The organism is Streptomyces showdoensis (genome assembly GCF_039535475.1).
GTDB lineage: Bacteria > Actinomycetota > Actinomycetes > Streptomycetales > Streptomycetaceae > Streptomyces > Streptomyces showdoensis.
In genome coordinates this window covers 3694107-3710084 of record NZ_BAAAXG010000026.1, presented here as the reverse complement: position 1 = coordinate 3710084, position 15978 = coordinate 3694107, and the positions used below count along the sequence as shown (strand labels likewise).

10 protein-coding genes are annotated in these 15978 nt (G+C 74.5%); 6 read left to right on the top strand and 4 right to left on the bottom strand.

Features of this window, described 5'->3' with window-relative positions; translation table 11 throughout:
• Window positions 1-117 precede the first annotated feature (117 nt).
• Together ABD981_RS29980 and ABD981_RS29975 are read left to right on the top strand one after the other, a co-directional pair.
• Window positions 118-951 carry a class I SAM-dependent methyltransferase gene (locus ABD981_RS29980; protein ID WP_046907090.1) on the top strand — a complete coding sequence of 278 codons (834 nt, stop codon included), beginning with the start codon at window positions 118-120 and terminating at the stop codon, window positions 949-951.
• Between the two features lie 93 nt (window positions 952-1044).
• Window positions 1045-3834, top strand: a complete 2790-nt coding sequence (locus ABD981_RS29975) for an ATP-dependent RNA helicase (protein WP_046907089.1) — start codon at window positions 1045-1047, stop codon at window positions 3832-3834.
• On the opposite strand, the gene pgfA is transcribed toward ABD981_RS29975, so the two are convergent.
• The 3 genes from pgfA to ABD981_RS29960 form a co-directional block, all read right to left on the bottom strand.
• A complete protein-coding gene (gene pgfA, locus ABD981_RS29970) occupies window positions 3818-4813 on the bottom strand; it encodes a cell envelope lipid trafficking protein PgfA (protein WP_046907088.1) in 996 nt (331 codons plus the stop codon). The genes ABD981_RS29975 and pgfA overlap by 17 nt on opposite strands.
• A 9-nt stretch (window positions 4814-4822) precedes the next feature.
• A complete protein-coding gene (locus tag ABD981_RS29965) occupies window positions 4823-4963 on the bottom strand; it encodes an SPW_0924 family protein (protein WP_123954363.1) in 141 nt (46 codons plus the stop codon).
• Between the two features lie 155 nt (window positions 4964-5118).
• Window positions 5119-6855 carry a lytic transglycosylase domain-containing protein gene (locus ABD981_RS29960; RefSeq protein WP_046907087.1) on the bottom strand — a complete coding sequence of 579 codons (1737 nt, stop codon included), beginning with the start codon at window positions 6853-6855 and terminating at the stop codon, window positions 5119-5121.
• Between the two features lie 193 nt (window positions 6856-7048).
• Between ABD981_RS29960 and ABD981_RS29955 the strand changes: the two genes are divergently transcribed.
• Window positions 7049-7987 carry a DUF4184 family protein gene (locus ABD981_RS29955; protein ID WP_123954362.1) on the top strand — a complete coding sequence of 313 codons (939 nt, stop codon included), beginning with the start codon at window positions 7049-7051 and terminating at the stop codon, window positions 7985-7987.
• Between the two features lie 173 nt (window positions 7988-8160).
• Here the strand turns inward: ABD981_RS29955 and polA are convergent, their stop codons facing one another.
• Window positions 8161-10881, bottom strand: coding sequence for a DNA polymerase I (polA, locus tag ABD981_RS29950; RefSeq protein WP_046907086.1), 2721 nt, complete (start codon window positions 10879-10881; stop codon window positions 8161-8163).
• Between the two features lie 156 nt (window positions 10882-11037).
• On the opposite strand from polA, the gene ABD981_RS29945 reads away from it, so the two are divergent.
• The 3 genes from ABD981_RS29945 to ABD981_RS29935 all read left to right on the top strand — a co-directional run bounded on the left by ABD981_RS29945 (window position 11038) and on the right by ABD981_RS29935 (window position 15226).
• Entirely contained in the window at window positions 11038-13320 is a 2283-nt protein-coding gene (locus ABD981_RS29945) for an FdhF/YdeP family oxidoreductase (RefSeq protein ID WP_046907085.1), read from the top strand.
• 263 nt (window positions 13321-13583) lie between these two features.
• Window positions 13584-14618, top strand: a complete 1035-nt coding sequence (locus tag ABD981_RS29940) for a hypothetical protein (RefSeq protein ID WP_165590920.1) — start codon at window positions 13584-13586, stop codon at window positions 14616-14618.
• A 95-nt stretch (window positions 14619-14713) separates the two neighbouring features.
• Window positions 14714-15226, top strand: coding sequence for a PaaI family thioesterase (locus ABD981_RS29935; protein WP_046907084.1), 513 nt, complete (start codon window positions 14714-14716; stop codon window positions 15224-15226).
• Window positions 15227-15978 lie beyond the last annotated feature (752 nt).

Here is a 15978-nt window from a genome sequence, read left to right as displayed (position 1 = left end):
GCGCGAAGCGCTCACCCGGGGCGGATCGCCGCATTCCCGGCACAACTCATGTCTGCCCAGGCCATCCTGGCCCGGGTCGCGCCGCAGCACTGAGCGCAAACTACATCGACGGGCGAGATGAACCAAGAGTACGGACAGGAAGACGGCCCCGAGGACGAGCCGGAGGCCACCCGGCGTGAGACGGGGGACGCGGAGAGCAGTCGGGCGAGCCGGGGCTGGTGGGACCGGAACGCCGACGAGTACCAGACCGAGCACGGGGCGTTCCTCGGGGACGACCGCTTCGTCTGGGGCCCCGAGGGGCTCGACGAGGGGGAGGCGGGGCTGCTCGGCCCGGCCGGCTCGCTGAAGGGGCTCGACGTCCTGGAGATCGGCGCGGGCGCGGCGCAGTGTTCGCGCTGGCTGGCCGCGCAGGGGGCCCGGCCGGTGGCCCTGGACCTCTCTCACCGGCAGCTGCAGCACGCGCTGCGGATCGGCGGCGAGGTGCCGCTGGTGGAGGCGGACGCGGGGGCGCTGCCGTTCCGCGACGGCTCCTTCGACCTGGCCTGCTCGGCGTACGGGGCGGTGCCCTTCGTGGCCGATCCGGTGCGGGTCTTCCGCGAGGTCCGGCGGGTGCTGCGGCCTGGCGGCCGGTGGGTGTTCTCGGTGACCCACCCGATCCGCTGGGCGTTCCCGGACGAGCCGGGGCCCGAGGGCCTGTCGGTCGCGGCGTCCTATTTCGACCGGACGCCGTACGTGGAGCAGGACGAGCGGGGCCGCGCGGTCTACGTGGAGCACCACCGGACGGTCGGCGACCGGGTGCGGGACGTGGTGGCCGGCGGCTTCCGGCTGGTGGACCTGGTGGAGCCGGAGTGGCCGGAGTGGAACAGCCAGGAGTGGGGCGGCTGGTCCCCGCTGCGGGGCAATCTGATCCCGGGGACGGCGATCTTCGTCTGCGAGCGGGCGGAGGACTGACCACGGACCCCGCCCCGCCCACCAGTCGTATTAATGGGCGGGGCCTGTGGACAACCGCGCACACCCTTCGGCACGGCGTACGAGACTGATCACGTGATCCGAAACGACGCACTCGACCTGCTTCCCGTCCGCCACGCCGTCCCCGAGCTGCTGACCGCGCTCGAGGAGCGCGGTGCCGCGGTGCTGTACGCCCCGCCCGGGACCGGCAAGACCACGCTGGTCCCGCTGGCCCTCGCGGGGCTCATAGGGGACGGGCCGCGGCGGCGGGTGCTGGTGGCCGAGCCGCGCCGGATGGCGGTGCGGGCGGCGGCCCGGCGAATGGCCTGGCTGCTGGGCGAGGAGGTCGGCGGCTCGGTCGGCTTCTCCGTGCGCGGCGAGCGGCGGGCCGGGCCCTCGACCCGGATCGAGGTGGTGACCACGGGTGTCCTGCTCCAGCGGCTCCAGCGTGATCCGGAGCTGGGCGGGGTGGAGGTGGTGCTGCTCGACGAGTGCCATGAGCGGCATCTGGACGCGGACACGGCGATGGCGTTCCTGGTGGACGTGCGGGCGACGCTGCGGCCGGAGCTGAAGCTGATCGCCGCCTCGGCGACGAGCGACGCGGAGGCCTGGGCGCGGCTGCTGACCGAGCTCGACGGCGGCGGGCCGGCGCCGATCGTGTGGGGCAGGGGCGAGGGGCACGGCTACGCGGTCCGCTTCGCCGCCCCGCCCGCCGGGATCCGGCCGGCGCACGGCACCCGGGTGGATCCGGCGCTGCTGCGGCACGTGGCGGCGACCGTGCGGGGTGCGCTGGAGCGGCACGAGGGGGACGTCCTCTGCTTCCTGCCGGGTACGGGGGAGATCGCGCGGACGGCGGGGCTGCTCGCCGACCTGGACGCCGAGGTCCTCCAGCTGCACGGCCGCGCGCCGGGCGCCGTGCAGGACTCGGTGCTGCGGGGCGCGGAGCCGGGCGGGCGGCGCCGGGTGGTCCTCGCGACCTCGGTGGCGGAGTCGAGCCTCACGGTGCCGGGCGTGCGGATCGTGGTGGACTCCGGGCTCGCGCGGGAGCCGCGGATGGACCACGCGCGGGGGCTGGGTTCGCTGGCGACGGTGCCGGTGTCGGCCGCCGCGGCGACCCAGCGGGCCGGCAGGTCCGGGCGCGAGGCCTTCGGGGTGGTCTACCGCTGCTGGGCGGAGGCGGAGGACGGGGCCCGGGCGCGCTTCCCCTCCCCCGAGATCAGGATCTCGGACCTGGCGGACTTCGCGCTGCGCGCGGCCTGCTGGGGCGATCCGACGGGCGCCGGGCTCGCGCTGCTCGACGCGCCGCCGGCCGGGGCGATGGCGGCGGCCCGCCAGGTCCTCACCGCGATCGGCGCCGTGGACGGGGACGGCCGGGCCACGGACCGCGGCGTCCGGATGGCGCGGCTGGGGCTGCACCCGCGGCTGGGCCGGGCCCTGCTGGACGGGACGCCCGCGGTCGGGGCCCGGCGGGCGGCGGAGGTGGTGGCCCTGCTGAGCGAGGAGCCGCCCCGGGAGTACGGGGACGACCTGGCCGCGGCCTGGCGCGAGGCGCGCAGGGGCGGCGACGGGTACGCGGCACGCTGGAGGGCCGAGGTGCGGCGCCTGGAGCGCTCGGCGGGCGAGGAAGCGGACGGACGGGCCGGGGCGGGGTCCGGGGCAGGGTCGGGGTCGGGGCTGGCTGCGGCGACCCGAGCCGGGGCCGGGGAGGCAGGCACGGCAAGCTCGACGGGCACGACGGGCACGGCGGGCACGGCGGGCACGGCGGGCACGGCGGGCACCGCAGGGGCTGCGGGCACGGCCGGCTCGGCAGGCACGACCAGATCGGCCGGTTCGGGCGGCTCGACAGGCGCGGCCGCCTCGGCCGCCTCGGCCGCCTCGACGGGCTCCATGGGTGAGGACGCCGCGGCCGGGCTTGTGACCGCTCTGGCGTTCCCCGAGCGGGTGGCCAGGGCCCGGGAGCAGGGCGGGTACCTGATGGTGTCGGGGACGGGGGCCCGGCTCGCCGAGGGGTCGGGGCTGCGGTCCAGTCCGTGGCTGGCGGTGGCGGTGGCGGACCGGACGGCGCAGAGCGCCACGGCCCGGGTGCGGCTGGCCGCCGTGGTGGACGAGGAGGTGGCCCGGGACGCCGCGGGGCACCTGTTCACGGCCGGCGAGGAGGTGCGCTGGGAGGACGGGGACGTGGTGGCCCGTGCGGTCGAGCGGCTCGGCGCGGTGGAGCTGACCGTCCGCCCGCTGCGGGACGGCGCCGACCCCGCGCTGGTGCGGGCGGCGCTGCTCGACGGGCTGGCCCGGGAGGGGCTGTCGCCGCTGCGGTGGAGCCAGGGGGCGACGGAGCTGCGGAGCAGGCTGGCCTTCCTGCACCGGGAGGTGGGCGAGCCGTGGCCGGACGTGTCGGAGGGGGCGCTGCTCGCGCGGGCGGAGGAGTGGCTGGAGCCGGAGCTGTCGCGGGCGCGGCGGCGGGCGGATCTGGGGCGGATCGACGCCGGCCAGGGGCTGCAGCGGCTGTTGCCGTGGGCCTCGGGCGAGGCGGGGCGGCTCGACGAACTGGCGCCGGAGCGGATCGAGGTGCCGAGCGGTTCGCGGATCCGGGTGGAGTACGGCGGGGAGCGGCCGGTGCTCGCGGTGAAGCTCCAGGAGATGTTCGGTCTCGCCGAGACGCCCCGGGTGGCGGGGGTCCCGGTCCAGGTGCACCTGCTGTCCCCGGCGGGGCGGCCGGCGGCCGTGACGGCGGACCTGGCCTCGTTCTGGCGGGAGGGGTACCGCTCGGTGCGGGCGGAGCTGCGGGGCCGCTACCCCAAGCACCCGTGGCCGGAGGACCCGTCGGCGGCGGAGGCCACCCGGCACACGAGCGCGCGGCAGCGGCGGGAGGTCAGGCCGGAGCGGTGACGGGCTCCGGCCGGGGGCCGGCCTGGTCCTCCGGGTCCGGGCGCCGGGAGCGGGCTTCGAGCCAGAGGGCGAGGGCGAGCAGGAGGACGGCGAGGACGGTGAAGCTCCAGGGGAGGTAGGAGACGACCATCAGCACGGCCAGGCGGTTGGACTTCACCAGGGCGCCGACGCTCTCGATGTAGTCCTCGCGCATCTTCACGTGGCCCGCGAAGACGGTGACGGTGTCCTGGCCCATCAGGGCCTTGGCGTTGCGGAGCTCCTCCTTGTGGATCTCCTCGCCGTTGACGGGGGCGCCGGTGACGGGGTCGACCCAGAACATGCGCTGGGTGGTGTACCAGCGGGTGAGGCCGGTCTTGGCGAGGAGGTCGGGGGTGATGCCCTTGATGGGCATCGCCTTGGGCATGGGGACCTTCGTCCAGGGAATGGTCTGCTCGAAGTAGTAGACCTCCATGCCGCGGAAGGTGCGGGTGCCCTTGTAGTGGATGGGGGCGGAGGTGCGGGTCTGGGCGTCGAAGTACTGGTAGTCCCGCTTCTCGACGAGGAAGGGCCACTTGAACTCGATGCCCGTGCGCCGGACCGCGTCACCGTCGACCATCTCGCCGGTGGCGTTGACGGGGTCCTGGGTGTGGGCGTCGAAGACGTAGCGCTCGGGGATCTTGGACACCATCTTGCCGTCGGGGCCCTTGACGTAGGACAGCGAGTCCCAGACGACGACGTCGCGTCCGGCGTCGCGCTCGATCCGCTTCGACTCCTCCACGTTGCCCTTGAGGGTCTGGATGATCGTGATCTTTTCGACCTGCTCGGCCTTGAAGGTCGTGTAGTCGAGGAGGGTCGCGGGCTTCGCCTCCAGGACCGTCACCTGGTACTGGTTCGACGGGATCTTCACCACGCGGGGGAAGACGTACCAGCGCAGGGTCGGCGCCATGGCGGCGAGGAAGACGGCGAAGGAGAGCAGGACGAGGCTGGCTCGGCGGCGCATGGTCGCCCCTTACTTCTCGGGGCCGGGGTCGGCGGTCAGCAGGGGTCTGGGCGAGGTGGGTCCGTCCGGCGGCACGTCGACCAGGGCGAAGAGGAGGACGACCAGGAGGACGGGGACCAGTCCGATGGCGGCGGCTGCTAGGGCGCGCATGGTCGGCCTCCCGGCACTCGATCTGATAGGTCGTCAGGGCGGGGGCACCGTAGCAACGCGGCCGCGAGATGAGAACACGTTGCACTCAGAACGACGCACGCCGCCCCCGGGTCCGGTGGGGACACGGGGGCGGCGCGGCGGAGCCGGGGCGGGCGTCAGGAGCTCGGCGTGGCCTCCGGAGCGCCCGTGGACTGCGACGCGGAGGGCGTCGGGGTCGGGGTGGGCGTCGGCTCGGGGGCCGGCTCGGTGACCTTCAGCTCGACGGTCAGCGTGCCGCCGCCGGGCGCGGTCAGGCGCAGCAGGTAGGTGCCGGCCTTCCCGTCCGCGTACATCTTCGGCAGGGTCAGCACGCCGTCGGCGTCGGTCTTCAGGCCCGTGAGGGTGCGGAGGGCGGTGCCGTCGGCGCCCTTGAAGAAGGGCCCCTCGGTGGCCGTCTGCGGGTTGTCCGCCGAGGTGACGAAGGTGGCGGTGAGGGCGACGCCGGCGGCGAGGGCGCCGTCGTCGGTGGCCTTGACCCGCACCTGGTCGGCGAACTCGGCGCCGGTGGTGGCCGCGAGCTCCTTGGCGTCGAGCCGGGTCAGCGTGTCGGCGCTCCGCTCGGTGACGGTCGCGGAGAACGGGACGGCGCCGAGGGTGCGGCCCACGACCGTGGCGCTCACGGTGAAGCGGCCGGTCCGCTCGCCCGCCTTGAGGCTGGGGGCGACGGCCTTGCCGTTGCTCGCGGTGGTGGCGGTGATCTCGCGGGCGCCGATGCCGAAGCGGGCGTCGGTGTCCCCGGTGATCTGGAAGCGCACCTGGACGCCGGAGACCGGCTTGCCCGCCGCGTCGAGCGCCACGACGGCGGGACGGGTGGTGAAGGTGGCGCCCGCGGTGGCGGTCAGGGTGCCGGTGGCGGCGTCCGTGATCCGGGCCACCTTGGCCACCGGGTTCGTGACCGGCGGCGGGGTCGGCTTCGGGGGGACGGGCTTCGACGGGGTCGGCTTGGGCGGGGTCGGCTTCGGGGTGACCGGCGTCTTCTTCGGCGGGGTGGTGCCGCCGGGCGTGGTGACGCGGTCGTCGCTGCGGCCGCCGGGCAGCACGCCCGTGCCGTCGGGCACCTGGTGGGTGCCGCGCTTGTAGTACTCGAACCAGGAGAGCACCGTGTTCAGGTACTCCCGGGAGTGGTTGTAGCTGAGGACCGCCCGGTCCAGGTCGGCCTTGACGGCGAGGTTGCGGTCGTTGGCGCAGAGGTACATGCCCGCGGCCTGGGCGGCGTCGTAGATGTTGTTGGGGTCCTTCTTCCCGTCGCCGTTGGCGTCCTGGCCCCAGGTGGCCCAGGTGGACGGGATGAACTGCATCGGACCTATCGCGCGGTCGTGCTTGGCGTCGCCGTCGTAGAGGCCGTTGTCGGTGTCCGAGATGTTGGCGAAGCCGACACCGTTGAGGACCGGGCCGAGGATGGGCGAGGTGGTGGTGCCGTTGGCGTCGACCTTGCCGCCGCGCGCCTGCCCGGACTCGACCTTGCCGATGCCCGCGAGCAGCTGCCAGGGCAGGTTGCAGGACGGGTCGGTCGACTTGATCGACTGCTCGGCGCGCTTGTAGGCGGCGAGGACGGACGCGGGTATGCCGGCCTCGGCGGGGCCGGTGATGACCGGGAGGTTGGTGGCGGCGCCGGGCTTGTTCGGGGTGTTCAGCGGCGGCAGGTCGGTGTAGTACGGCGAGTTGCCGGAGGCCGCGCCGTCCGGGGGCGTCGTGGTGTCGCCGGCGCCGATCGGCACGTCACCGCTCGCGTTGTCCGCGGGCGGGGGCGCCATGTCCGGTGCCTGCGAGGCGGCGAGTGCCGCGACCGCCGCGGCCACCACCGCACCGCTGGTGGCTCCCCTGCGCAGCCGACGTCCCAAGTGCGATGCCATACGTGTGGTCCCTCCCCGTTCACCGCGTCCGCGCTCCCCGCGCGAGATCTGACCACGTGACCCTATGCCAACTCCCGGCGCGGCGGCACCGGGCCCTGACCGTGTTTCACGGTTTCGTCACCACTTGGCCGTCCGCGCTTCCGACACCGGCAGCTCTTGCATACTGGGCCGCACACCAGACGAGGGGATCCAGGTGCCGTTCACGCTGAGCCATGCCGCCGCCGTCCTGCCGGGCATCCGGAGCGACGGCAGAGGGCGCGGACCGCTCGTGGCCTCGGCGCTCGTCGCGGGCTCCTTCTCCCCCGATCTGACCTACTTCGCGGCCAGCGCCGTGCCCGGCGCGATGGAGTTCGGGAACGTCACCCACTCCTTCGTCGGGGTCGTCACCGTCGACGTCCTGATCACGGCGGCGCTGGTGGCCCTGTGGCTGATGGTGCGTGAGCCGCTGGTGGCGCTGCTGCCCCGGCGGTGGGGCGGCCGGATGTACGGGCTGCTCCGGGGCCGGCCCTGGCGGGAGCGCCGGCCGGGCGGGCTCGCCCTCTGGTTCTGCCTCTCCGCGGTGATCGGGGCGGCCACCCACGTGGTGTGGGACGCGTTCACCCATCTCGACCGGTGGGGCACCCGGCTGATCCCGTTCCTGGGCGAGATCGTCGGCGGGTTCCCCGTCTATCTGTACGCGCAGTACGGGGGTTCGGCGCTGGCCCTGCTGCTGCTCGGCTGGTTCACCGTACGGGCGCTGCGCGCGACGCCGGCCGGGGCGGAGCCGCCCGCGCGGGTGCCGGTGCTCGACCGGCGCGGGCGGCTGCTCGCGGCCCTGGTGATCGGGGCGTGCGTGCTGGCCGCCACGGCCCACCGGGTGGCGCGCTTCTACGCGTACTGGGGCCGGGTCGACAAGCCCCTCGACATCATCCCGACGCTCTGCTTCGGGGCGGGCGCGGGGCTGGCGCTCGGTCTGGTGCTGTACGGGGCGGGGATGCGGCTGTGGCCGCCCGTCCGACCGGGAGCGGATCGGGAGGACCTTCCGGCGGCGGGGCCGGAAGCCGGTCCGCGAGCGGCGCCGGGAGCGGGTCCGGACCTCCCGGCGGGCGTGCCGGGTCGTGCGCCGGAGCGCTCCCGTCCGGGACCTCGCTGATCCCCTCCGGGGTGAAGCCCCGGTCGGTACGTGGCGTGGCCCAGCACGGTGGCGCCGGCCTCGCGCAGCACCCGGTTCATCCGTTCCGAGGACGGCGCCCAGCACGACCCAGGCCCGTGAGAGGCGGGGCGGGGGTGGCGGGACCGGCGCCCCCGCCGACCGCCGCCCCGGGGTCAGTGCGCCGCCGAGTCCCAGTCCTGGCCGACGCCCACCGAGACGTCCAGCGGCGCGCGGAGGTCGACGGCCTGGGACATCCGCTCGCGGACCAGGGCCTCGACCCGGTCGCGCTCGCCGGGGGCGAGCTCCAGGACGATTTCGTCGTGGACCTGGAGGAGCATCCGGGAGGCGAGGCCCGCCTCGGTGAGGGCGCGGTCCACGTCGAGCATGGCGACCTTCACGATGTCCGCCGCGGTGCCCTGGATCGGCGCGTTCAGCGCCATCCGCTCGGCCGCCTCGCGGCGCTGGCGGTTGTCGCTGTTGAGGTCCGGGAGGTAGCGGCGACGGCCCAGCATCGTCTCCGTGTAGCCCGTGGCGCGGGCCTCGTCGACGACCCGGCGCAGGTAGTCGCGGACGCCTCCGAAGCGCTCGAAGTAGGTGTCCATCAGACCGCGGGCCTCGGCCGGGTCGATGCCCAGCTGCTGGGAGAGGCCGAAGGCGGAGAGGCCGTAGGCCAGACCGTACGACATGGCCTTGATCTTGCGGCGCATCTCCGCGTCGACGGCGGACCGCTCCACTCCGAAGACCTGCGAGGCGACCGTGGTGTGCAGGTCCTCGCCGGAGGCGAAGGCCTCGATCAGGCCCTCGTCCTCGGAGAGGTGGGCCATCACGCGGAGCTCGATCTGGCTGTAGTCGGCGGTCATCAGGGCCTCGAAGCCCTCGCCGACGACGAAGCCGTGGCGGATGGCGCGGCCCTCGTCGGTGCGCACCGGCACGTTCTGCAGGTTGGGGTCGGTGGAGGAGAGGCGGCCGGTGGCGGCGACGGTCTGGCTGAAGGTGGTGTGGATCCGGCCGTCGGCGGCGACGGTCTTGATCAGGCCCTCGACGGTCGAGCGCAGCCGGGCCTGCTCGCGGTGCCGGAGCATGATCACCGGGAGCTCGTGCTCGGTCTGGCCGGCCAGCCAGGCCAGGGCGTCGGCGTCCGTGGTGTAGCCGGTCTTGGTCTTCTTCGTCTTGGGCAGGTTGAGCTCGCCGAAGAACACCTCCTGGAGCTGCTTGGGCGAGCCCAGGTTGAACTCGTGCCCGACGGAGGCGTGGGCCTCCTTCACGGCCTGCTGCACGGCGCCGGCGAACTGCTGCTCCAGGGCCTCCAGGTGGTCCCGGTCAGCGGCGATGCCGTGCCGCTCCAGGCGGGCGAGGAGGACGGAGGTGGGCAGCTCGACCTCGTGCAGGAGCTCGCGCGCGCCGACCTCGGCGAGCCGCTCCTCGAAGGCGGTGCCGAGGTCGAGGACGGCACGGGCCTGGCTCATCAGGGCCTCGGCCTCGGCGGTGTCCTCGGCGCCGAAGGCGAGCTGGCCGTCGGCGGCGGCCGCGGGGGCGAGCTCACGGCCCAGGTACTCGACGGAGAGCGCGTCCAGGGCGAAGGAGCGGCGGCCCGGCTTGACCAGGTAGGCGGCGAGCGCGGTGTCCATGGCGACGCCGGCGACGCTCCAGCCGTGCTCGGGGAAGACCCGCATGGCGCCCTTGGCGTTGTGCAGGACCTTGGGGCGCTCCGGGTCGGCGATCCAGGCGGCCCAGGCGCGCTCGTCGGCCTCGTCCAGCTGCGCGGGGTCGAACCAGGCGGCGGCCCCGTCGGCCGCGGCGAGGGCGATCTCGGCGACGCTGCCGGTGCCGAGCGCCCAGCTGTCGACCGTGGCGACGCCGAGCGGCTGCGTGCCGTGCGCGTCGAGCCAGCCGGCGAGCTCGCCGGAGCCGAGGACGGTGAAGTCGAGCTCGACGCCCGCGGCGGGGGCCGGGGCGGCCTCCTCGGCGGCGCCGGGGTCGACGGCGAGGAGCCGCTCGCGCAGCGAGGGGTTGCGGATCTCCAGGGTGTCGAGGACGAGGGCGACGGCCGTGCGGTCGTACGGCTCGCGGGCCAGGTCCTGGACGCCCTTGGGCAGCTCGACGTCGCGGACCATCTCGGTCAGGCGCCGGTTGAGCTTCACCGACTCCAGGTGGTCGCGGAAGTTCTGCCCGGCCTTGCCCTTGACCTCCTCGGCGCGCTCGACGAGCTCGGCGAAGGAGCCGAACTGGTTGATCCACTTCGCGGCGGTCTTCTCGCCGACGCCGGGGATGCCGGGGAGGTTGTCCGACGGGTCACCGCGCAGGGCGGCGAAGTCCGGGTACTGGTTGGGGGTGAGTCCGTACTTCTCCTGGACCTTCTCCGGGGTGAAGCGGGTCAGCTCGGAGACGCCCTTGGTCGGGTAGAGCACGGTGGTGTGGTCGGTGACCAGCTGGAAGGAGTCCCGGTCGCCGGTGACGATCAGGACCTCGAAGCCGGCCGCCTCGGCCTGGGTGGCGAGGGTCGCGATGACGTCGTCCGCCTCGAAGCCCTCGACGGCGAAGCGCGGCGCGTGCATGGCGTCGAGGAGCTCGCCGATCAGCTCGACCTGACCCTTGAACTCGTCGGGGGTCTTGGAGCGGTTCGCCTTGTACTCGGGGAACTCGTCCGAGCGCCAGGTCTTGCGGGACACGTCGAAGGCGACCGCGAAGTGCGTGGGCGCCTCGTCGCGGAGCGTGTTCGCGAGCATCGACGCGAATCCGTAGATCGCGTTGGTCGGCTGCCCCGTCGCGGTGGTGAAGTTCTCCGCGGGCAGCGCGAAGAACGCCCGGTACGCCAGGGAGTGCCCGTCCATGAGGAGCAGGCGCGGACGGTTCTCTTCGGTCATATCGGTCTTCTTCGCTGCTGTCTCGGCCACGGGACGATCCTGCCACGCGCCGCTGACATTCCCGTCCACGTCCGCGCTCCCCCGACCGGGCCTGGGCCGCTGTCGGTAGGGCGTGACAGGATCGGAGCAGTACGCCCGTTCTTCCCCGGGTCCGACCGGGGCCCCCACCGCTCAAGGGAGAGCGCGATGGTCAGCAAGCCGCCCGCCGGCGATCCGGTCCAGGACGCGCCGCAGGTCGCGGCGCCGCAGCACGCCGCGGCCGGTCTGCCGGCCATCGGGCACACGCTGCGGATCGCGCAGGCGCAGATGGGGGTGCGGCGCACCGCGCGGACCCTGCTCAAGGTCAACCAGAAGGACGGCTTCGACTGTCCGGGCTGCGCGTGGCCGGAGGGCGACAAGCGGCATGTCGCGGAGTTCTGCGAGAACGGGGCGAAGGCGGTCGCCGAGGAGGCGACGCTGCGCCGGGTGACCCCGGAGTTCTTCGCCGCGCACCCGGTGGCGGACCTGGCGGCCCGCAGCGGGTACTGGCTGGGCCAGCAGGGCCGGATCACGGACCCCATGTACCTGGCGCCGGGCGCCGAGCGGTACGAGGCGGTGTCCTGGGAGCGGGCCTTCGGCATCCTCGCGGAGGAGCTGACCGCGCTCTCCTCCCCCGACGAGGCGCTCTTCTACACCTCGGGGCGCACGAGCAACGAGGCCGCGTTCCTGCTCCAGCTCTTCGCCCGCGAGTTCGGCACCAACAACCTGCCGGACTGCTCCAACATGTGCCACGAGTCCTCGGGCTCGGCGCTCAACGAGACGATCGGGATCGGCAAGGGCAGCGTCTCCCTGGAGGACCTGCACCGGGCGGACCTCATCGTGGTCGCCGGGCAGAACCCGGGGACGAACCACCCGCGGATGCTGTCGGCCCTGGAGAAGGCGAAGGCCGCCGGCGCGCGGATCATCTCGGTGAACCCGCTGCCGGAGGCGGGCCTGGAGCGGTTCAAGAACCCGCAGACGCCGCAGGGCATGCTCAAGGGCGCCGCGCTGACGGACCTCTTCCTGCAGATCCGCATCGGCGGCGACCAGGCCCTGTTCCGGCTGCTCAACAAGCTGGTCCTGGAGACGCCGGGCGCCGTGGACGAGGCGTTCGTCGCCGAGCACACCCATGGGTACGAGGAGTTCGCCGCCGCCGCGCGGGACGCGGACTGGGACGAGACGCTGGCGGCGACCGGGCTGTCCCGGGCCGAGATAGAGCGGGCCCTGGAGATGGTGCTCGCCTCCGAGCGGACCATCGTCTGCTGGGCGATGGGGCTCACCCAGCACAAGCACTCCGTGCCGACCATCCGCGAGGTGGTCAACTTCCTGCTGCTGCGCGGCAACATCGGCCGGCCGGGTGCCGGGGTGTGCCCGGTGCGCGGTCACTCCAACGTCCAGGGCGACCGGACGATGGGGATCTTCGAGCGCCCCTCGGCGGCGTTCCTCGACGCCCTGGACAAGGAGTTCGGGATCGTCTCGCCGCGCCACCACGGCTTCGACGTGGTCCGCTCGATCGAGGCGCTGCGGGACGGGGAGGCGAAGGTCTTCTTCGCCATGGGCGGCAACTTCGTGGGCGCCACCCCGGACACCGAGGTCACCGAGGCGGCGATGCGCAAGGCCCGGCTGACGGTGCACGTCTCGACCAAGCTGAACCGCTCGCACGCGGTGACCGGCGCCCGCGCGCTGATCCTGCCGACGCTGGGCCGCACGGACAAGGACGTGCAGAAGAGCGGCAAGCAGTTCGTGACGGTCGAGGACTCGATGGGCCTGGTGCACGCCTCGCGGGGCAACCTGCCGCCGGCGGGCCCGCGGCTGCTCTCCGAGCCGGCGATCGTGGCGCGGCTGGCGCGGGCGGTCCTCGGCGAGGCCTCGGCCACGCCGTGGGAGGCGTTCGAGGCGGACTACGCGACGATCCGCGACCGCATCGCCCGCGTGATCCCGGGCTTCGAGGACTTCAACGCGCGTCTGGCGGCGAACCCGGGCGGCTTCGCGCTGCCGCACGCGCCGCGCGACGAGCGGCGCTTCCCGACGGCGACGGGCAAGGCCAACTTCACGGCCGCGCCGGTCGAGTACCCGAAGGTGCCGGAGGGCCGGCTGCTGCTGCAGACGCTCCGCTCGCACGACCAGTACAACACCACGATCTACGGCCTGGACGACCGCTACCGCGGCATCACGGGCGGCCGCCGGGTGGTCATGGTGCACCCGGAGGACGCGGCGGCGCTCGGCTTCGCGGACGGGGCGTACGCGGACCTGGTGAGCGAGTGGACGGACGGCAGCGAGCGCCGGGCGCCCGGCTTCCGGGTGGTCCACTATCCGACGACCCGCGGCTGCGCGGCCGCGTACTACCCGGAGACCAACGTGCTGGTGCCGCTGGCGTCGACGGCGGACATCAGCAACACCCCGGCGAGCAAGTCCGTGATCGTGCGGCTGGTCCCTCCGGCGGGCGACTGACCGGTTCCGCACCGCGCGGGAGGACGGGGGATTCTGTATCCTCCCCACTCCCGCGCCGCGGCAGCCGGCCGACGGCCGAGGACGCCACGGGGGTCCTGTTGACCACACCATCCTCCGGCGGCCAGCCGCCGGAGCAGCACCCGCCCGCGCCCGCCCCGCAGAGCCCGCCCGTGCCACCGGCACCGCCGGCTCCGCCGGCTCCGCCGGCTCCGCCTGTTCCCTTAGTCCCACCCGTCCCACCGGCTCCACCCCAGGCGCCCCCTGTGCCCCCGGCACCCCCGGCGTCTCCGCCCGCCCCGCCCGAGCCCCCGTCCCTCGGCGCGCTCGCCCTGGAGCGGATCGCGCCCGGCAGCCCGGTGCCGCCGACCCGGCGGGGCCGGATCAGGGTGCTGGGGCGGGGCCTGCTGGTGCTCGCGGCGGGGCTGCTGGCGACCGCGGTGCTGACCCAGGTCGTCACCTATGTCTACGACACCGTGTTCGCCACCGACCGGGCGCGGGCCGAGGACGCCGCCCAGGACGCGGTGGACGGGGAGAAGGCCCCGTTCACGGCGACGGCCGACGCCGACGTCTCGGCGCTCGACGGGGACTCCTGGACCATCGTCCTCGACCGGCCGCTCACCCCGGCCGAGGCGCGGTCCCTGCAGGAGGTGCGGGTGGAGGCCACCGGCTACGGCCGGAACGTCTGGCGGATCCTGGGTCCGCTCGGCGCGCGGGTCATCGGCACCACCCCGCACCTGGACGAGGGGAAGGACGGCGCCGTCTCGCCGCGGAGCGGCCCCACGACCCAGTTCCGCCTGAACCTCTTCAGCGACCGCAGCTCCCAGCTGTCGGTCACCGGCATGGAGGCGGTCGACCTGCGCTGCCGTCCCTCCACCGCCCGCTTCGTCCTGCGGCACCCCGCCCAGGGGGAGGCGACCTATCCGGGCGTCCACTTCGATCTGCGCCGGCCGGGCGCGACCCCGATGATCACCGACGAGGGCGACGACCAGGGGCAGCGGTACTTCGACCGGCGGAGGATCGACCTCGGCGGCGGCAGCGAGCCGGGCGGCCTGCGGATCGCCGCCACGGTGGACGCCCAGAGCTGCGACTGGGCGATCAGGGCCGCCTACCGCGACGCGTCCGGGACGCGCGGCGAGGTCGTGCTCCGCGACGGGGACGAGCCGTTCCACGCGGAGGGGCTGCCCGCCGCCCCCGAGCAGTTCTACCTGGCGCAGGTCGCCCCCTACCGGCTCACCCCCTGCCATGAGCCCGCGTACGCGGAGGACCGACTCTGCCGCCTCTTCCTTCGGGGTGCATGACACAATCACCCTCGCCTAAGCGTTTGCTCAGGCAGCTCAGGATGATTCAGACGATGCAGCAGACCAGCCGTACGAAGACGAACGGAGCCGGGCCCATGGGTGAGCAGCAGCATGTGAAGTTCCCGCAGGAGGTCATCGACGAGTACGCCGCGCTCGGCGTGGACCTGCCCGCGCTCTTCTCCGCGGGTCACCTCGGGAACCGGATGGGCGTGCAGATCCTGGAGGCCTCGGCGGACCGGGTCGTCGGGACCATGCCGGTGGAGGGCAACACCCAGCCGTACGGCCTGCTGCACGGCGGCGCCTCGGCGGTGCTCGCCGAGACGCTGGGCTCGATCGGCTCGATGCTGCACGGCGGGGTGTCCCGGATCGCGGTGGGCGTGGACCTGAACTGCACCCACCACCGTGGGGTGCGCAGCGGCCTGGTGACCGGCGTCGCCACGCCGGTGCACCGGGGCCGGTCCACCGCCACGTACGAGATCGTGATCACCGACGAGCAGGACAAGCGGGTCTGCTCGGCGCGGCTGACCTGCCTGCTCCGGGAGATCGGCCCGAAGGACGCCGGGAACCTGCCGGAGGCCGGACGCGCCCCCGGCTCCGCCGACGTCTGACGTCTGACGTCTGACGTCTGACGACACCCCGGGGCCCCGGGACGGAAGGAGCTTCCGTCCCGGGGCCCCGGCGTATCCCGCGCGACCCGAACCGGCCAGTCCGCCGCGACCCGGCGCGTTTCCAACTCCCTTTGCCCCAGAGCCCCTTGCCCGCCGGGACGGCAGCCGCTTCACTGGCGATCCGCCCACACTCCGAGGGGGCTTCCTTGAGGTCTACCCGTGCCACGACCGTGGCGACCGCGCGGGCCGCCGGCGGGGCGGGCGTCGCACACAGTCACCCCGCCCGGCCGGGCCCGGCCTCGCGCCGCCCCGGCGGCCCGATGATCGAACCGCCCGCGTCGAAGATCGCGGAGCGCCGGGGCCACGCGCCCGCGAACCCGCCGACGGGTGGGCCGCCCGGCCCGCCCGGACCCCTCGGCACGAAAGGCTCGCCCTTCGCCCCGGCAGGGGCCGGGACGCCGAAGGCGGGCCGCGAACCCCGCGGCCTGCTCCGCCCCGGCGGCGGGGGCCCGGCGGCGCACCCGACTCCCTTCGACGCCCCCAACGGCTCCCGGATCCCGCCCGGGACGACGGCCGCGCAGGGCAACGGCGCCGTCCGGCAGGGGAGTTCGGGTGGACCGCACCCCGCCCCGCCGAGCACGCGGCACGCCCCGGCGGACGTCGCGACCACCGGCGGCACGTCCCGCGCCGCCGGCCCCAGAGGGCACCGGCCCCCCGGCTCCGGCGGCCTCGGGGCCGACGCGCCCCCGAGA